The organism is Serratia proteamaculans, assembly GCF_949794035.1.
GTDB lineage: Bacteria > Pseudomonadota > Gammaproteobacteria > Enterobacterales > Enterobacteriaceae > Serratia > Serratia proteamaculans.
The window spans coordinates 4,541,100-4,558,174 of the sequence record NZ_OX461105.1 but is presented as its reverse complement, the minus strand read 5'-3'; the positions used below and the strand labels follow the sequence as shown (position 1 = coordinate 4,558,174).

Below are 17,075 nucleotides of genomic sequence, written 5' to 3'. Positions count from 1 at the left end.
TTCTCCTTTAACCCAGATCGCCGAAACGTACCTGCAAAGCGGTAATCGCGGTGAGCGCTGTGGTTTCTGTACGCAGAACGCGTGGCCCAAGCAGGATATCAGTAAATCCGTGGCCTGTGGTCATCGCAATTTCGTCGGCGGATAAACCGCCTTCCGGCCCAATCAGCAAGCGGACATGTTCCACCGGCAGGGGAAGGGTATTGATGCTGTGGCTGGCGCGTGGATGCAGGTTGAGCTTCAGGCTGCCATCCTGCTCGGCACACCAGGCTTCCAGTTGCATTGCCTCGCGGATTTCCGGGATGCGGTTACGGCCACACTGTTCGCAGGCGGCGATGGCAATCTTCTGCCACTGTTGAATTTTTTTCGCCAGGCGTTCGCCGTCCAGCTTTACGCCGCAGCGCTCGGAAAACAGCGGGGTGATGACGTTAACCCCCAGTTCGATGGATTTCTGAATGGTGAATTCCATCTTTTCACCGCGAGAAATCACCTGGCCCAGATGCAGATTGAGCGGTGATTCACGGTCTTCCCGTTGCCCGGCGCTGAGCTGCACCTGCACGCTTTTCTTGTCGACATGGGTGATCTCGGCGTCGAACACCTGATTGCTGCCGTCGAATAACTGCAGCGCCTGGCCAGCATTCATGCGCAGTACACGCCCGATATGGTTGGCGGCGTCTTCGCTTAAGAAGATTTCCGCATTGTCGATCAACGGCTGCGGGTGATAAATACGGGGTATACGCATTGAATATTCGATCCTGACTCATGTGCAGTCATCAGTGCTGCAGCTTGAAAAAAAAGAGTATATACCCAAAGTAATTGAAGCTGCAGCAAGGCGGCAAGTGAGTGCATCCCGATGAGCTTACTTAAGTAAGTGATTCGGGGGCGCTCAAGCAGTCAACACCGCTGCAGTTTTAAGTACGAAGGGGATTTAGCCCTTTCGTTGCTGGCAAGCCTGCTGAATATAAGGATTATGGTTGCCCTGAACCTTAGCGATGCGTGCTTCGCGCAGACATTCCCACTGGTTGACCGGATACTGGCGGTTCCACACCTCGAAAAGCTGGGTCTGCTGGCGTGAAAGCCGCAGTTGGTAGCGGTCGCGCATATAGAAGTAGGTGCGGGCGATCGCGCCACGGGCGCGGACCGGCGGTTCGGCCTGCTTATTTTTGAAGTCCACTTTCATCGGGCACTGGCCATACTGGCCTTCGCCGCCTTTCCACTGGCTGTACATAAAGTTATTACGATCGCCATTCACTTCACCTATCGCCGGCTGCAGGTTGTGCAAATCGGTTTCGATTTGGCGGTAGCCGGCGTCTTTATTGCAGTTTTTGCGGCCGCCCTGTTGCCAGCACTGCAATTGGTGGCCGAACTGCCAGGCCGGAACCACGTGTTCCCATTCGATACGTTGCGCGCGTTGGGCATTTTTACGCGACTGATAGCCACAACTGTTCAGATTGGGAATGCCTTTCTTGCCCTGCCAGTCGATCCGGCAGCCGCAGTAGAAGGAGCCGGGCGCGTCCTGATTGATTTTGGCCGCTGCCGCCTTGGCCTGAGAAAAGTTATTGATGCCGTGCGCCTGTGCGGCACCGGCAGAGAGAACCACCAAAAATAAAATTTTGCGAAGCATATTCCAAAACAGCTCAAAATTGGAAAAGCAGGCAGGGTAGCGGAAGTTGACAGTCGTAGCAAACGACGATACTGGCTTGTTTTAACGTATAAATCGTTTCGCTAAATGGGTTCACCGGCAAAAAATTTCAGCTTGTCGCCACACTGGCGGCAGCGATATTCACTTTCTCCGCGCATCACCCTATTGTGGCGGCGCACGGTGAGCTGGTGCCGTTGGCAACTGCAGCGGTAGGGGTAGGTTTTGCTCTGCACCGAGGCAATCTCAAACTGGTGGGTACGGCTGGCCGGTACCTGCAACACGCTTTCCATCATCCAGCGCCATTCCCGGCCGTGCGGCGGTACGCGGCCAAACTGACGGAATACCAGCAGGTGCGCCAGTTCATGCGGCACCACTTCATCGATAAACGGCTGTTGGTTTTCCATCAGCAGTACCGGATTCAGTCGGATTTCCCAGGCTTGTAGCCAGGCGGTGCCCGCGCTGGTGCCACGTTGCTGGTAAACGACTTTGGGCTCGGGGAACTCGACGGAAAAGTGCTGACGGGCCAGCTGCAGTTTTTCTCGCAGACAGCGCATCGCCGCCTGTTGCAGCGCAATGGGGATTCTTACTTTGTTCATTGCGGCTAGCTTAAGCAATGGCGAACCGGCTGGCAATAAGACGCAAAACTAATTTGCTGACCGTCCGCCAGACAGGTTTTTTCACCGCATTGATAACCCGATCGATGCTGATGGATTGTAATCATTGTGTTAACTGCGGGATAATAAAGGGTACATGCTGAGACTGTACCTGTAGGGGATGAATATATTCGTCCCGATTAACACGGGCGCAGTATACAGCGCCCCTACAAGCCAGCAGGGTATTATGCGATTTAGCGCAATAACCGACTGATTAAAAATACGTAAGGTGTGGGGAGTTTTCTGACACGGCCTGCCCCGAGCTGGCTGAGTAAGTGTGAATTTAACGCAGCTGATGTTGCAAGTGAGAGATCAATGTCGAATAAACCGTTCCATTATCAAGATCCGTTCCCGCTGAAGAAAGATGACACCGAATACTATCTGTTGAGCCGCGATCACGTTTCCGTGAGCGAGTTTGAAGGCCAGGAAGTGCTGAAAGTGGCCCCCGAAGCGTTAACCCTCCTTGCTCAGCACGCGTTCCATGACGCCTCATTCATGCTGCGTCCGGCACACCAGCAGCAGGTGGCCGATATCCTCAAGGATCCGGACGCCAGCGAAAACGACAAGTACGTTGCGCTGCAATTTTTACGTAACTCAGAAATCGCCGCCAAGGGAATTTTACCGACCTGCCAGGATACCGGCACCGCCATCATCGTCGGCAAAAAGGGCCAGCGCGTCTGGACCGGTGGCGGTGACGAAGCGGCATTGTCACGTGGGGTGTACAACACCTTTATCGAAGACAACCTGCGTTATTCGCAAAACGCCGCGCTGGATATGTACAACGAGGTCAACACCGGCAGCAACTTGCCTGCGCAGATCGATCTGTACAGCGTTGACGGTGAAGAATACAAATTCCTGTGCATCGCCAAAGGCGGTGGTTCAGCCAATAAAACCTATCTCTACCAGGAAACCAAGGCGCTGCTGTCCCCGGGCAAGCTGAAGGATTATCTGGTCGAGAAAATGCGCACGCTGGGTACCGCAGCCTGTCCGCCTTACCACGTGGCGTTTGTTATCGGCGGGACCTCGGCCGAAGCGACACTGAAAACCGTCAAGCTGGCCTCGACCAAGTACTACGATGGCCTGCCAACCGAAGGTAACGAACACGGCCAGGCATTCCGCGACGTGGTACTGGAAGAAGAATTACTGAAAGAGGCGCAGAATCTGGGGCTGGGCGCGCAGTTTGGCGGCAAATACTTTGCGCATGACATCCGCGTGGTGCGCCTGCCGCGCCATGGCGCATCCTGTCCGGTGGGCATGGGGGTTTCCTGTTCCGCTGACCGTAACATCAAGGGCAAGATTAACCGTGATGGTATCTGGCTGGAGAAGCTGGAGCACAATCCGGGCAAGTTTATTCCGCAGGAACTGCGTCAGGCTGGGGAAGGCGAGGCCGTCAAGATTGACCTCAACCGCCCAATGGCCGAGATCCTCAAGCAGCTGTCACAATTCCCGGTGTCCACCCGCCTGTCGCTGAGCGGTACCATCATCGTGGGGCGTGACATCGCGCACGCCAAGCTGAAAGAGCGTCTGGACAACGGTGAAGGTCTGCCGCAGTACGTCAAGGATCACCCGATTTATTACGCCGGTCCGGCCAAAACGCCGGACGGTTACGCTTCGGGTTCACTGGGGCCAACCACCGCCGGGCGTATGGACTCTTACGTTGATCTGCTGCAGTCCCACGGCGGCAGCATGATCATGCTGGCCAAGGGTAACCGTAGCCAGCAGGTGACTGACGCCTGCCACAAACACGGTGGCTTCTACCTCGGCAGCATTGGTGGCCCGGCAGCGGTGCTGGCGCAGCAGAGCATCAAGAGCCTGACCTGCGTCGAATACCCTGAGCTGGGGATGGAAGCGATCTGGAAAATTGAAGTGGAAGATTTCCCGGCGTTTATTCTGGTGGATGATAAAGGCAATGACTTCTTCCAGAAGATCCAGGCCGGCCAGTGTTCTCGCTGCGTGAAGTAACTCTCGCAAAGACTTGTCGCCCGTTATCGGGCGGCAAGTTCCCGCCTTGATCAAACCCAGTGTAAAGTCCTGTAGCCCGCTGGACGCCGCGTTTTAACCTGTATACCCTACGTGCGGAGCAGTAATACACGCATAAAGGCATATTTGGCACAGAAGGTTCGGCAAATACATGGAAACGCAGGAAAATCATATCAGGGAACTGCTGGTCTGGATTGAAGACAACCTGACCAACCCGCTATCATTGGATATCGTTTCTGCCAAATCAGGCTACTCGAAATGGTATCTGCAACGAATGTTCAAAACGCAGACCGGCCTGTCGCTGGCTTCCTATATTCGGGCCCGCCGCTTGTATCTCGCCGCTTTTGCTCTGCGCTTTACGCAAAAAACCATTCTTGATATTTCCATTGAATATCAGTTTGATAACCAACAAACCTTTTCCCGTTGCTTCAAGAAGCACTTTGCCGAATCCCCCAGCGTTTATCGCCACGCCCGCAAGCAGGACTTCAGCCATCTGGTTCGTTCGCTGTCAGCCAACCACCCTGGTGACATTCAGGTTGACCGAATCAATGTGGCCAAAGGTCAGTATGCGATCAAAGGGAAAGGTTACGCTTACCATCTCGATATTACTGATTTGGATAAGTCGCATCTGCACATCCGCAGCAAAATCAGAGAGAGATTCTATCACTCGGTGGCCAGCCGACCGGCGTTGACCTATTCGCTTACCCAGCTGATTCCTGATGGGGAACAGGTCCGGGTGGAATATGCCCTCGGCGTTGCGGCGGATTGCACGGTCAGTGATGATGCCGGCCTCGAACTATGGCAGGAAATTCACGGCGATTTTTGCCGTTTTTGTTACTCCGGCAAACCGGTGGCCTTGCATGACCATGTGATACAGATTTACACCCAGGTATTGCCGGAATTGGGCCTGGCCCGCAGGGAAGGACCAGACCTGACGATGTTCAACTATTCACTGAACGAGCGGGAGGAGCTGCATCTTGAGCTCCAGCATCTGGTGCCTGTAACTCCCCTTGGTTGACCGATCGGGCGGCGCTAGTGCGGTTTTTCTGCTGCACGATATCCGCCATCACCGCCAACGCGATCTCCGCCGGGGTTTTACTGCCGAGCGGCAGGCCTATCGGGGCATGAATGCGTTCCAGCTCTTGCGGGCTGAATTCGGCAATCTGTTGCAGACGCTGGCGACGACGCGCGCTGTTGCGCAATGATCCCATGGCACCAATGTAAAATGCCGGGGTGTGGATCGCCTCCATCAGCGTCAGATCGTCCATGCGCGGATCGTGGGTCAGCGCCACAATCGCAGTATTGGCGTGGCAGCCGCCGTCTTCAATAAACTTGGCCGGGAACTGACGCAGCAGTGTCACGTTGGATCGGAGCTGCGGGGCGAAATTATCCAGCGCCTCTGGCCGGTTTTCACACACCAACACTTCAAACCCCAATGAACTGGCGAAATCGGCGCAGTACAACGCCACGCTGGACAGCCCGGCGATCAGCAAACGTGGTGCCGCAGCGATATGCAGAGTGACTTGCGGCCCACGACGCTCCACCTGGGTAGCGCTGGCGAAGTCGGTCAACGTCAGGCTGGAACAGGCATCGGGCAGGGTCAGGCGTTTGACCAGCGCATGGTGTCCGTTCAGCGCACCGGCAATTTGGGTCAGATAGGCAATGCTGTCATCACCGGTTGGCAGGGATTCAATCAGCACCTCGAGCACGCCACCGCAGGGCAGCGCCACGTTCGGTTCCAGGCCTCCTTCACCGTAACGGATCACCTGGCTGGCCGCCTGATACTCTCCGGCCGCCACGCGCCGCAGAAAATCTTCTTCTACACAGCCGCCCGACAACGAACCGCAATAATGCCCGTCCTGGGTGGCCACCAGCAGTGCCCCTGGCGATCGCGGCGAGGAGCCATAGGTATTCAGTACGGTGCACAGCCACACCGGTTGTTGCTTCAGCCAGCTTATCGCCTGGTTGACCACGGTGATATCGAGATGTTGCATAGGTGATTTACTCGCTGGCCGGTAGCTGTGACGGAAGATCAATATCCTGCACCACCGTGGGTTGATCAAGAGAAAGCAGGTACACCGACTGCCCTTTAAGCAGTTCACGCGCGCCATTATCACCACGCAATTGGCCAAGTTGTTTGCGCAAAAGGGCGGAAAATCCGACCGGGTGGCCCGGCTGCTGCAGGAAGCTGGGGCGGACGATGGCGTGTTGCGATAAGGCGGTAGCCACCTGCTGGAAAACGCCTGGCGTGACGAAGGGCATATCCGCTAAATGTATCAACCAGCCTTGCCAGTGCGGCGTAGCCTTCACCCCGGCGGCGATGGAATCCCCCAGACCCGCGCTGGCCAGCAGCGTGACCGGCACCTGATAGACGGCGCAAACCTGTTGTACCTGAAGGTTATCCGGCCGGGTGACGACCCATACCGGCAGGCCCGAAGCCAGCGCCTGACACAGCGTCTGTTCAAACAGCGAGCGTCGTCGGCCGGACTGATCCGTAAACTCGGCATTCAATTTATTGCCTTCGCCACCGGCCTGAGAGAAGCGTTCCCCACGTCCGGCAGCGGCGATCACTATGCCTGTCGTCATCTTACCCGCCCGAATTTGCGCAACTTATTATTACCTTACTAAAAATATGTGTTTTTGAGATGTGTTTTTCTTGAAAACAGCATGTTAATCATCACATAATTTTGGTTATAAGCATATGCTTATGACGTCTACGGCAAGGTCGTCAGCGTTTGCGCAACACCACCGCTGAACACAAAAATAAAATAAAGAAACAAAGGACTTCTTATGAGCAATTTTAACCCGTCGCGACGCCGCTTTATCAAAGGCGCCGTGATAGCGGGGGTATCCGTATACCTCGCGCCTCTGTACAGCCGTGCCTACGCCGCGCTGTTTGAGCAAAAAATCCTCCAGTCGCCGAACTGGGATGCCCATGAAAAGCGTATTCGCTTTCGCATCGATGGCCGTGCCAAGGTGATGGGGCAGAAGGTGTTCGCCCGCGACATTCGCGCGGTCGATATGCCGCACTGGCCGCAACAACAGGCGCATGCGTTTATTTTACGTGTCACCAAGGCCGACCGGCTGTTCGAGGGCCTCGATCTCTCGTTATTGGGGGACGACCTGCAGCCAGACAGGCTGGTGACGGCAGAGGATTTGGCGCGCGACGGCCTGGCCTTCCCGGCGTTCTACGGCGACGACATGCTGCTGCCGGTGGGCAAAACCCCGGCCTATCTGGGGCAGGCGGTGGCGATCCTGATTTACCACGACTTCGCCCGTTTCCGCTTCGCCAAAGACAAGCTGAAATTCCGTGAAGAAACCCTCAAGTACGGGGCGGAAACCGGCCCGCTGGAGCGGGATCCCTGGGGCACCTTCCGTTATGTGCGAGTGGGTGGCGACAAGCCGTTCGACGACGATCGCTTCTCCAGCCTGAAAGATACGCCGATTTTCCCGGTATCGATGAAGAAACACCTGCCGGTCTGGCCGGAAGGCCGTGAAGGCGGCAAGCTGGATCAGGAAGGGATGTATTACGCCGGGATGATCGCCAATGAGCTGCAAACGCCGCCGGAAGACTGGCTGGTGATGTCGCGGCGTTATACCACGCAGTCGGTCGATACCTCGGCGCTGGAACCGGATAACGCCAACGGTTGGTACGATGCAGCAACGCAGACCCTGCATCTGGTGGTACCGACCCAGTCACCGCAGGAAGTGGCCGACGAAATGCCACGCATGCTGGCCAAGCACAATCCGCCGGTGAAACAGCTGATCCTGCACCCGTGCTACACCGTCGGTTACGGTTCGAAAGATCACTATAACTTCCCGTACTACGGCGCGGTGGCGGCGATGTACGGTGACGGGCACCCGGTACGCCTGGCCAATGACCGTTTCGAACAGTTCCAGACGGCGCTGAAGCGCCACGCGTTCGACATGAATTACCGCATTGCGGTCAACCGTCAAACCGGCGTCTTGCAGTCATTCCACGGCGAGATGACGGCAGACGGCGGCGGTCGCAGCAACTTTACACCGTCGGTGGTGATGGTGGCGGCGACGGCGGCACAGTCGATTTACTACTTCCCAAAAAGCGATTTGTCTTCGGTAGGGCTGGCTTCACGCGCCATCGATGCCGGATCGGCACGCGGCTACGGCACGCTGCAAAGCATGGCCGCCACCGAGATGATGGTGGATGAACTGGCGGCCGAGCTGAAGATCGACCCGATTGAATTCCGTTTGCGCAACGTACTGAAATCCGGCATGAAAAACACGCAGGGCGCTATTCCGGCCGGGGCTATTCGTGCCGATGAAGTGCTGGAGAAGGCGGCGAAGCATGAAATGTGGCTGCAACGTGCCCAGCGTAAGGCGGAGTTTGAGAGCCAGCACCCGGGCAAACGCTATGGCGTCGGCTTTGGCTGCGTACAAAAAGACTTCGGTACTGGGGCTGAAACCTCGTTCGCCCGCGTCGAGCTGGGGGAAGATGGGCGCATAATGCTGCATCACAGCGGCGCAGAGATGGGAACCGGTATGTCGACCTCACAGTCGGTGTTGTGCGCGCAGTGGCTGGGTAAACCGGCGGATGAGGCGCACTTCTCGGTGACCGACTGGTCGGTGCTGCCGATGGTTACCAGCGGCGATCCTTACATCATGTCGCAGGCCGAACAGGACCAGTTGCAAGCCAACCCGGCCTGGACGCCAAGCTACTGTTCACCCTCCAGCGCCAGCAACTCGGCATTTTATTTCTCCCACAGTACGCGTGAAGCGGCGCGGCTGATCTTCGATCACGGCCTGTGGCCGGCGGCGATGGCCATTTGGCAATCCGGCATCGGTGGCGGCCAGGCGGCGCCATTGGTGGTGCGCAGAGAAGACGCACGCTGGGTGGAAGGCGGGCTGACCGCGGCCGGGCTGGAAGTGCTGACCCTGGAGCGTCTGGCGAAACAGGCCTACCAGATGGGCGGCATCACCGGTGCCGCGGTACACGTGTTCAACCGCTGGCAGTGGGCGGAAGCGGACTTCACCCTGAGTGGTAATAGCGAACGTCTGCCGATTGACGGGCTGGCGGTGCGCAACGCCAATGGCGAATTCAAAACGCTGCCGCGCAACCAGGCCTATTACCCGCCGACCCAACGCAATAACGCGGCGGTGACCTATTACAGCGCTGTCGGTACTCTGGCGGAAGTGGCGGTGGATATCGCTACCGGCCAGGTAGAACTGCTGAACCACCATTCGATCATGGAGTGCGGCAACCTGATTGTACCGGAACTGGTTTCCGGCCAATTGCAGGGCGGCCTGGCGATGGGGATTGGCCATGCGCTGCACGAATATTTACCGCTGTACGAAGATGGGCCCGGTAACGGTACCTGGAACTTTAACCGTTACCACCTGCCGCGTGCCAGCGATGTGGCGGTCTGGAAACAGACCGATGACATCCTGCCCGCGCTGTCGGAAACCGATCCACCCAAAGGCATGGCCGAAGTGGTGATGATCCCGGTGGTTGCTGCGCTGGTTAACGCCATCGCCGACGCTACCGGCCACCGTTTCCGTGATTTGCCCGTTCGTGCAGAAAATATTCGTGAGGTATTACAATGAGCATTAAAACCCAGCCGATTTCCCTGACCATCAACGACAAGCAGTATGGCCCGATCGAAGTGCCGGAAGGGCTGATGATGATCGACTTCCTGCACGAATATCTTGACCTGACCGGCTCACGCCTTGGCTGCGGGCAGGGGATCTGCCACGCCTGCGTGGCGATTGTCGATCACCCGAGCGGTACCAGTGAGGAAGTGCGTACCTGTATCACCGGCGCACATTTCTTCAGCGGCAAGAAAGTGCGTACCGTCGAAGGCCATGCCAAGGTGGATGAACAGGGTGAAGTGGTCGAGCTTTCACCAATTCAGCAGGCTTTTCTGGAGCATTACAGCTTCCAGTGTGGCTACTGCACGCCGGGCTTTGTTAACGCCGCCACCATTTTTGTGGAAAAACTCAAGCGTGAGCCGATTGCCCGTGATCAGCTGGAAAGCGCTATCGAACAGGCGCTGGACAGTCATATCTGCCGCTGCACCGGCTACGTGCGTTACTACGAAGCGGTACGCGATGTGGTGCTGAAAACCCCAGGTCTGGTGAAGGAGACGGCGCAATGAAAAAACGTCTCGCACTGTTGATCCTGCTGGTGGTGATTATCGTCATCGCGGTGCTGTGGTGGCGTGAAAACCGCCATTACGACGGCCCGGTGCAACAGGTGACCGCCAGCACGGAACAGGTCGTCCGGGGCCGCTATCTGGCTCAGGCCGCCGACTGTGCCGCCTGCCATACCGCCAGTGGTGGCGCGCCAATGGCCGGTGGCTATCCGCTGGATACGCCGTTCGGTACCATCTACGGCAGTAACCTGACGCCTTCGGCCGATCAGGGGATTGGCCGCTGGACCAAAGACGACTTCTTCCTGGCGCTGACAAAGGGCGTGGCACCGGGCGGCCGTCATCTGTATCCGGCGATGCCTTATACCTCGTATAAAGGGATGACGCGTCAGGATGCCGATGACATCTATGCCTATTTGATGACCCGTCCGGCGGTAGACGTTGCTATACCTGAAAACGCCATGCCGTTCCCGTTTAACCAGCGCATGGCGCTGATTGGCTGGAATCTGCTGTTCCGTAGTCAGGATCCGCTGCCTGCCAGTTCGCAGGGTGATTCGGCGCAGTGGCAACGCGGCCGTTATCTGGCGGATACGCTGGGCCACTGCGGGGAATGCCACACGCCACGCGGCATGCTGGGTCAAATGGAACTGGGTAAACCGATGCAGGGCGGTGATCTGGGGCGCTTTATGGCACCGGACATCACCCCGAACGGGCTGGCGAAACGCGGCTGGACGCCGGACGATCTGAACCGCTTCCTCTCGACCGGTTTGGCGCCGCAAGGCTCTGCCTTCAGCGAGATGCATATGGTGGTGGATCTCAGTACCCGTCATCTGACGCTGGAAGATCACCAGGCGCTGGCGACCTATCTGATGGGCGAACAGCCGCCGGCGGCTGTGCCGGTTAAAATCGGCCAGGGCAGTGATGCCGGGCGCATCAGCTATCTGGATCAGTGCTCGGGTTGTCATGCGCGTGAAGGCGAGGGCAAGCCGCACGTGGCGGTAGCGATGCGTGATAACGCCACGCTGCGCCAGCCGGATGCTAAAAACCTGATTGTCTCGGTGCTGGACGGTTTACCGGCGCAGCAATTCCCTAACGGTGAAAGCATGCAGAGCATGCCGGCCTTTGGTGAGCGACTGGACGATGCGCAGGTGGCGGAACTGGTGAACTATCTGCGGGTGACCTGGGGCGGCTTGCCGGCGGATGTGACGGCCGAACAGGTGAAAGCCTTGCGTAAGTAAGGTTCAATGACAAAAATGGCTCGGCATGCCGAGCCATTTTTAATTAACGATTATCTGCCGGGGGGTCACCCAGTACCGGCATGCCTTCTTCATCCCACTCCAGTGATTTAATCCGTGTATGACGATTCGGGTCATAGAGCGGATCCCCCTCGATCTCCGTGTAATTACGAGCATGGTAAACCAACAGATCTTGCCCCTGTTCATCAAGGGTAAAACTATTGTGCCCAGGCCCGAACTGGCGGTTTTTAACACTGGTCCGAAATAGGGGCTGCCCGAGCTTATGCCATTGAGTGGCATCGGTCATGTCGCTGTCGATATCGGCCCACAGCAGACCGAGGCAATAATTCTCGTCGGTCGCGCTGGCGGAGTAGCTGATAAATATCTTTTGGCCATGGGTGATCACCGCCGGCCCTTCATTGACCGAGAAACCGACGGTTTCCCAGGGGAGTTCCGGTTGGCTGAGCATCACCGGCTGGCCCTTGAGCGTCCAGGGATTTGCCATTTCTGCCAGATAAAGGTTGGAGTTACCGTGGATCGCCGGATCCTTTTGCGCCCACAGATAATAATGTTTGCCGCGATGCTCGAAGTGGGTGGCGTCGAGGGAAAAACTGTCGATATGCGTGTAAATTCGCCCTTTTTCCACCCAGTCTCCGGTCAGCGGGTTGGCTGCGCTGCATTCCAGTGCAAACATTCGGTGCTGGAACAGGCCGTCAGCAATCTCCGGGCTGTGGGCTGCGGCGAAGTACAAATACCATTTACCGTTAATAAAGTGCAGTTCCGGCGCCCAGATTAAATGGCTCATCGGCCCCTGCTGCGGTTTTTGCCACACCACCGTCGGGCTGGCTTGCGACAATTCGTTGATACTACGCGCACGCCGAAGCTCTAACCGGTCATATTCCGGCACCGAGGCGGTGAAATAGTAATAGCCATCGCTGTGGCGTAAAACAAACGGATCTGCCCGCTGTTCAATCAAGGGGTTAGGGTAGTCGCGCATCTCAGGCTCCTTACGGGTGTCGGGTTTCGAGTTGCTGTTCCGGGTAGTCGGTGAGCTCGCGGTAATTTATGCGTCGCTTTTCCAGATCGAGCTGAATCTGACGCATCAGTTGGCGGTCAACCTTCAACAGACGCACCACGCCGGCCGTGATCAGATATCCGATACCGGGGATCACCGTGAACAACAGGACGATGCTGTTCAGCGCGCCGGCGCTTTGGCTGACCGCATCCGCCTGATAGCCGGAGAGCGACATCAGGAAGCCAACCATGGCGCCGGCCACCGCCAGTCCGACTTTAAGGAAGAACAGATTACCGGAAAAGCTGATGCCTGTGATGCGCTTGCCCGTTTTCCATTCGCCGTAATCGTCCACGTCGGCCATTAACGACCAGTGCAGCGGTGAAGGGATCTGATGCAGGATATTCAGCAGGAAATAGGCAGCCACGATCAGCGAAGTGACCTGAGGATTGAGGAAATAAAAACCACAGGAAAACGCCGCCAGCAAAATATTGGTCCAGAAGAACACTTTCAGTTTGCAGAAGCGATCGGTCAGGGGTTTGGCCAACGCGCTGCCAATCATCATGCCGACTACACCCAGCGCGATAAACAGGCTGGCAAAGGAAGTCGATTGTTGCATGACGTAGGTGACGTAATACATGGTGGCGGCCATACGGATAAAACCGGGGCAGACGTTGCAGAACGTCAGCAGCAGAATGCGCACCCACTGATCGTTTTTCCATACGTCTCTCAGATCGGATTTTAGAGCGTCATGAGTGGGTACTGCCGGGCGTATGCGTTCTTTGACCGTGGCAAAGCAGAACAGAAACATGAACAGGGCGACCAGCGCCAGCACACCCATTGCCATCTGATAGCCACGCGCTTTGTCTGCGCCGCCAAACCATTCGGCCATCGGTAACAGCGTCAGGGACAGGATCAGGGTAGCGATACCGACCAGGATAAAACGGTAGGACTGACAGGAGACCCGTTCCTGTGGATCCGAGGTAATCACACCGCCCAGAGAACAGTAGGGGATATTAATCGCCGTGTAGGTCAGCGACATTAAAAAGTAAGTCGCGAAGGCGTAGACCACTTTGCTGTTGTAGCTCCATTCCGGCGTTGTAAACATCAGTACGCTGAATAATACATACGGCAGGGAGATCCACAGCAACCAGGGACGAAAGCGTCCCCAACGGCTTTGGGTGCGATCGGCTATCGCTCCCATAATCGGGTCGGTGACGGCATCCAGCACGCGAACCGACAGCAGCAGCACGCCGACCAGCGCAGGCGTCAGACCGTAGATGTCAGTATAGAAATAGTTGAGAAACAGCATAATCGCTCCGCCGATCATGTTGCAGCCGGCATCTCCCATGCCGTAGCCAATCTTTTCTTTTATTGAAAGGGCATTGCTCTTCATGGACATTTTCTCCGAACTGGCAGGATCTGACTGAGTGGCAACGATTATTGTCCCGGTTGGCGGCGAGTTATCAGAAGTGAATGGTTGTAGAGATGGACAAATCAACCGTGGCGGAGAAACTGTGAGCCAGTTTGCAAAATCGAAAGGCAATAAAAAGGCCCGCAAATGCAGGCCTTGTTGTTTTTTAGTGAGTTACCCGCGGCCAGATGCGCTTACTGCGCGCTGGCTACGTTGTTTAACGGCATAGCCGATGCCTAAAATGGCGACCCAAACCGGGATCAGCAACACCGAGATTTGGATCCCCGGCGTCAGGTACATGATCACCAGAATCGCGGCCATAAACACCAGGCACAGGTAGTTACTGAACGGATACCAGAAGGCCTTGAACTTCGGCTCAACGCCTTCGCGGTTCTTGGCCGCGCGGAATTTCAGGTGTGCCAGGCTGATCATCGCCCAGTTGATCACCAGTGCCGATACCACCAACGCCATCAGCAGTTCGAAGGCACGACCGGGGATCAGGTAGTTAATCAGTACGCAGAACGCCGTGGCCGTGGCGGAGACGGCGATAGCAATCACCGGTACGCCGCGCCCGTCGACCTTCAGCAGGCTTTTCGGCCCGTTGCCCTGTTTCGCCAGGCCATACAGCATGCGGCTGTTGCAGTAGACACAGCTGTTGTAGACCGACAGCGCGGCGGTCAATACCACCACGTTCAGTACCGTTGCGACCAGGTTGCTGTTCAGTGCGTGGAAGATCAGCACGAACGGGCTGCCGCCTTCAACCACTTTGCCCCACGGGTACAGCGACAGCAGAATGGTCAGCGAGCCGATATAGAACAGCAGGATGCGGTAGATCACCTGATTGGTGGCTTTAGGAATGCTTTTCTGCGGGTTGTCGGCTTCGGCAGCGGTAATGCCCACCAACTCCAGCCCACCGAACGAGAACATGATCACCGCCATCGCCATCACCAGCCCCATGATGCCGTTCGGGAAGAACCCGCCCTGTGCCCACAGATTGGTCACGGTGGCTTCCGGGCCGCCCATGCCGCTGAACAGCAGGTAGGCGCCGAACACGATCATGCCGATAATCGCCACCACTTTGATGATGGCGAACCAGAATTCCATCTCGCCATACACCTTCACGTTCGCCAGGTTGATGGCGTTAATCGCCAGGAAGAACACCGCCGCAGATACCCAGGTCGGGATTTCCGGCCACCAGTACTGCACATAGATGCCTACCGCGGTCAGTTCCGCCATGGCAACCAGGACGTACAGTACCCAGTAGTTCCAGCCAGAAGCGAAGCCGGCGAAGTTACCCCAGTATTTATAGGCGAAGTGGCTAAAGGAACCGGCCACCGGCTCTTCGACCACCATTTCACCCAGTTGGCGCATGATCAGAAATGCGATAAAGCCGCCAATGGCATAACCGAGAATGACCGAAGGGCCGGCCATCTTTATTGTTTGCGCGATCCCGAGGAATAGCCCGGTACCAATAGCGCCCCCTAGTGCAATAAGCTGAATATGGCGGTTTTTAAGGCCGCGCTTCAGCTGGTCGCCATCATGCTGTTGACCATCCATCAATGAAACCCTCTGTCGTTGCAGAATTACTCACATGCTGTAAAGCAGTGGTTACGATGTGTGTTTTGTTTTATTTACGGCGTTATATCTATTAATTCCACGGAGCCGCTACCGTTTGGCAAAGAATAATGTTATGCGCGCCAGTTTGCACCTGCTTTATGTGGTGAGTGATTAAGATTTCAGCAGTTTAGGAAACAAAATGCGGGTTGTGTGACGACAGGGGGGATTCAATGCATGAAATAAGCATTAACTCACATAATGCGCAAAAATAATTTAGTTCTGGCGGTTGGTCGGCGGCGAAATATTAACCGGATGAACGCACCTTTTGCGATGTAAATAGGTATTCGTTAAAGCTTAATAAACATGCAATAGAATTCTACATTAGAGACTTCAGTCAGCCTGACGGCAGGTTTCGCAAAAGTTAAATCAAAAACCTACCTCGTAAATGGTATTACCAAGCATGCGTTAGCGGTTTGCAGCAGCTCTGGTATTGAGGTGTTAAAATGTGCGGGTAACCTGATTTCGATCAAGGCCCATATGGACAGGAGGTGAATACTTTGTTACTTTACCGTCACGTTTTTGAAATTGGTATTACCAATTGACTCCGCGCCATTCGCAGAGAAGAAATCACCCATGGCCTACAGCAAAATCCGCCAACCCAAGTTGTCAGACGTTATCGAGCAGCAGCTCGAACACCTGATCCTCGAGGGAACACTGCGCCCAGGCGAGAAACTGCCACCGGAGCGTGAACTGGCGAAACAATTTGATGTTTCCCGTCCTTCTCTGAGAGAGGCCATCCAGCGCCTGGAAGCCAAAGGGCTGCTCCTGCGCCGTCAGGGCGGTGGCACCTTTGTACAAACTAATCTGTGGCAGAGCTTTAGCGATCCGCTGGCTGAACTGCTGGCCGACCATCCTGAATCACAATTCGATCTGTTGGAAACCCGTCATGCCCTCGAAGGCATTGCTGCCTATTATGCGGCGTTGCGCGGTACCGACGAAGATCTGGCGCGCATCCGCGATTGCCACATGTTGATTCAGCAGGCCCAGGATAGCGGCGATCTCGACGCCGAAGCCGATGCGGTCATGCAATATCAAATCGCCGTGACCGAAGCTGCCCACAACGTTGTGTTACTGCACCTGCTGCGCTGTATGGGGCCGATGCTGGAACAGAACGTGCGTCAGAACTTTGAATTGCTCTACTCGCGCCGTGAGATGTTGGCAAAAGTGAGCAGCCACCGCGCCGGAATTTTTGAGGCGATTGTGGCACGTGAGCCCGAGAAGGCCCGCGAAGCCTCGCACCGCCATTTGGCGTTTATCGAGGAAATCTTGCTGGATCTCAGTCGGGAGCATACCCGACGCGAGAGATCGCTGCGGCGTCTCCAGCAACGCAAGGATTAAGAACGGTTCTCTTCAGGGCACACCAGCCTGCGGGGTTTACGTTCGAAGTGCTTAATTAAGCA

At 56.2% G+C, this 17,075-nt stretch carries 14 protein-coding genes; 6 read left to right on the top strand and 8 right to left on the bottom strand.

Going from position 1 to position 17,075, the window contains the following annotated elements; translation table 11 throughout:
* Positions 1–7 precede the first annotated feature (7 nt).
* The 3 genes from rsmE to QOT07_RS21165 all read right to left on the bottom strand — a co-directional run bounded on the left by rsmE (position 8) and on the right by QOT07_RS21165 (position 2,235).
* The gene (gene rsmE, locus QOT07_RS21175; protein WP_099063376.1) at positions 8–739 is read right to left on the bottom strand and encodes a 16S rRNA (uracil(1498)-N(3))-methyltransferase; all 732 of its coding nucleotides are present in this window, start codon (positions 737–739) and stop codon (positions 8–10) included.
* 186 nt (positions 740–925) lie between these two features.
* Positions 926–1,621 (bottom strand): deoxyribonuclease I, encoded by a 696-nt coding sequence (endA, locus tag QOT07_RS21170; RefSeq protein ID WP_283603871.1) that lies wholly within the window; start codon positions 1,619–1,621, stop codon positions 926–928.
* A 101-nt stretch (positions 1,622–1,722) separates the two neighbouring features.
* Positions 1,723–2,235, bottom strand: a complete 513-nt coding sequence (locus QOT07_RS21165; protein ID WP_099063378.1) for a SprT family zinc-dependent metalloprotease — start codon at positions 2,233–2,235, stop codon at positions 1,723–1,725.
* A gap of 372 nt (positions 2,236–2,607) precedes the next feature.
* Between QOT07_RS21165 and fumA the strand changes: the two genes are divergently transcribed.
* Together fumA and QOT07_RS21155 are read left to right on the top strand one after the other, a co-directional pair.
* Positions 2,608–4,254 carry a class I fumarate hydratase FumA gene (fumA, locus tag QOT07_RS21160; protein ID WP_099063379.1) on the top strand — a complete coding sequence of 549 codons (1,647 nt, stop codon included), beginning with the start codon at positions 2,608–2,610 and terminating at the stop codon, positions 4,252–4,254.
* Positions 4,255–4,423: 169 nt separating this feature from the next.
* Positions 4,424–5,290, top strand: coding sequence for a helix-turn-helix domain-containing protein (locus tag QOT07_RS21155; RefSeq protein ID WP_207977545.1), 867 nt, complete (start codon positions 4,424–4,426; stop codon positions 5,288–5,290).
* On the opposite strand, the gene QOT07_RS21150 is transcribed toward QOT07_RS21155, so the two are convergent.
* Together QOT07_RS21150 and QOT07_RS21145 are read right to left on the bottom strand one after the other, a co-directional pair.
* Complete coding sequence (locus QOT07_RS21150) at positions 5,214–6,266, bottom strand: XdhC family protein (protein WP_283603870.1); 1,053 nt, start codon at positions 6,264–6,266, stop codon at positions 5,214–5,216. The two genes, QOT07_RS21155 and QOT07_RS21150, sit on opposite strands and share 77 nt — an antisense overlap.
* A gap of 7 nt (positions 6,267–6,273) precedes the next feature.
* Positions 6,274–6,858 carry a nucleotidyltransferase family protein gene (locus QOT07_RS21145; protein WP_283603869.1) on the bottom strand — a complete coding sequence of 195 codons (585 nt, stop codon included), beginning with the start codon at positions 6,856–6,858 and terminating at the stop codon, positions 6,274–6,276.
* Between the two features lie 204 nt (positions 6,859–7,062).
* Between QOT07_RS21145 and QOT07_RS21140 the strand changes: the two genes are divergently transcribed.
* From QOT07_RS21140 to QOT07_RS21130, 3 genes are read left to right on the top strand one after another with little or no spacing between them, the layout of a single operon-like run.
* Complete coding sequence (locus QOT07_RS21140) at positions 7,063–9,852, top strand: xanthine dehydrogenase family protein molybdopterin-binding subunit (RefSeq protein ID WP_283603868.1); 2,790 nt, start codon at positions 7,063–7,065, stop codon at positions 9,850–9,852.
* Positions 9,849–10,403, top strand: a complete 555-nt coding sequence (locus QOT07_RS21135) for a (2Fe-2S)-binding protein (protein WP_085118899.1) — start codon at positions 9,849–9,851, stop codon at positions 10,401–10,403. Before QOT07_RS21140 ends, QOT07_RS21135 begins: the two co-directional genes overlap by 4 nt.
* A complete protein-coding gene (locus QOT07_RS21130; RefSeq protein WP_283603867.1) occupies positions 10,400–11,635 on the top strand; it encodes a cytochrome c in 1,236 nt (411 codons plus the stop codon). The genes QOT07_RS21135 and QOT07_RS21130 overlap by 4 nt, the downstream gene beginning before the upstream one ends.
* A gap of 43 nt (positions 11,636–11,678) precedes the next feature.
* Here QOT07_RS21130 and QOT07_RS21125 read toward each other — a convergent pair whose 3' ends face one another.
* The 3 genes from QOT07_RS21125 to QOT07_RS21115 all read right to left on the bottom strand — a co-directional run bounded on the left by QOT07_RS21125 (position 11,679) and on the right by QOT07_RS21115 (position 15,615).
* Entirely contained in the window at positions 11,679–12,629 is a 951-nt protein-coding gene (locus QOT07_RS21125; RefSeq protein ID WP_283603866.1) for a glycoside hydrolase family 43 protein, read from the bottom strand.
* A 10-nt stretch (positions 12,630–12,639) separates the two neighbouring features.
* Positions 12,640–14,040, bottom strand: a complete 1,401-nt coding sequence (locus QOT07_RS21120; protein WP_176979607.1) for a glycoside-pentoside-hexuronide (GPH):cation symporter — start codon at positions 14,038–14,040, stop codon at positions 12,640–12,642.
* Between the two features lie 192 nt (positions 14,041–14,232).
* Positions 14,233–15,615: an amino acid permease gene (locus QOT07_RS21115; RefSeq protein ID WP_207977555.1), complete on the bottom strand. Its 1,383-nt coding sequence runs from the start codon at positions 15,613–15,615 to the stop codon at positions 14,233–14,235.
* Positions 15,616–16,248: 633 nt separating this feature from the next.
* Here QOT07_RS21115 and pdhR point away from each other — a divergent pair.
* Positions 16,249–17,013 carry a pyruvate dehydrogenase complex transcriptional repressor PdhR gene (gene pdhR / locus QOT07_RS21110; protein WP_012146714.1) on the top strand — a complete coding sequence of 255 codons (765 nt, stop codon included), beginning with the start codon at positions 16,249–16,251 and terminating at the stop codon, positions 17,011–17,013.
* Positions 17,014–17,075: the final 62 nt, after the last annotated feature.

Excerpts from the sequence above, each read along its gene's own strand:
- rsmE (WP_099063376.1), bottom strand. The coding sequence starts at position 739 with ATGCGTATACCCCGTATTTATCACCCGCAGCCGTTGATCGACAATGCG.
- endA (WP_283603871.1), bottom strand. The coding sequence starts at position 1,621 with ATGCTTCGCAAAATTTTATTTTTGGTGGTTCTCTCTGCCGGTGCCGCA.
- QOT07_RS21165 (WP_099063378.1), bottom strand. The coding sequence starts at position 2,235 with ATGAACAAAGTAAGAATCCCCATTGCGCTGCAACAGGCGGCGATGCGC.
- fumA (WP_099063379.1), top strand. The coding sequence starts at position 2,608 with ATGTCGAATAAACCGTTCCATTATCAAGATCCGTTCCCGCTGAAGAAA.
- QOT07_RS21155 (WP_207977545.1), top strand. The coding sequence starts at position 4,424 with ATGGAAACGCAGGAAAATCATATCAGGGAACTGCTGGTCTGGATTGAA.
- QOT07_RS21150 (WP_283603870.1), bottom strand. The coding sequence starts at position 6,266 with ATGCAACATCTCGATATCACCGTGGTCAACCAGGCGATAAGCTGGCTG.
- QOT07_RS21145 (WP_283603869.1), bottom strand. The coding sequence starts at position 6,858 with ATGACGACAGGCATAGTGATCGCCGCTGCCGGACGTGGGGAACGCTTC.
- QOT07_RS21140 (WP_283603868.1), top strand. The coding sequence starts at position 7,063 with ATGAGCAATTTTAACCCGTCGCGACGCCGCTTTATCAAAGGCGCCGTG.
- QOT07_RS21135 (WP_085118899.1), top strand. The coding sequence starts at position 9,849 with ATGAGCATTAAAACCCAGCCGATTTCCCTGACCATCAACGACAAGCAG.
- QOT07_RS21130 (WP_283603867.1), top strand. The coding sequence starts at position 10,400 with ATGAAAAAACGTCTCGCACTGTTGATCCTGCTGGTGGTGATTATCGTC.
- QOT07_RS21125 (WP_283603866.1), bottom strand. The coding sequence starts at position 12,629 with ATGCGCGACTACCCTAACCCCTTGATTGAACAGCGGGCAGATCCGTTT.
- QOT07_RS21120 (WP_176979607.1), bottom strand. The coding sequence starts at position 14,040 with ATGAAGAGCAATGCCCTTTCAATAAAAGAAAAGATTGGCTACGGCATG.
- QOT07_RS21115 (WP_207977555.1), bottom strand. The coding sequence starts at position 15,615 with ATGGATGGTCAACAGCATGATGGCGACCAGCTGAAGCGCGGCCTTAAA.
- pdhR (WP_012146714.1), top strand. The coding sequence starts at position 16,249 with ATGGCCTACAGCAAAATCCGCCAACCCAAGTTGTCAGACGTTATCGAG.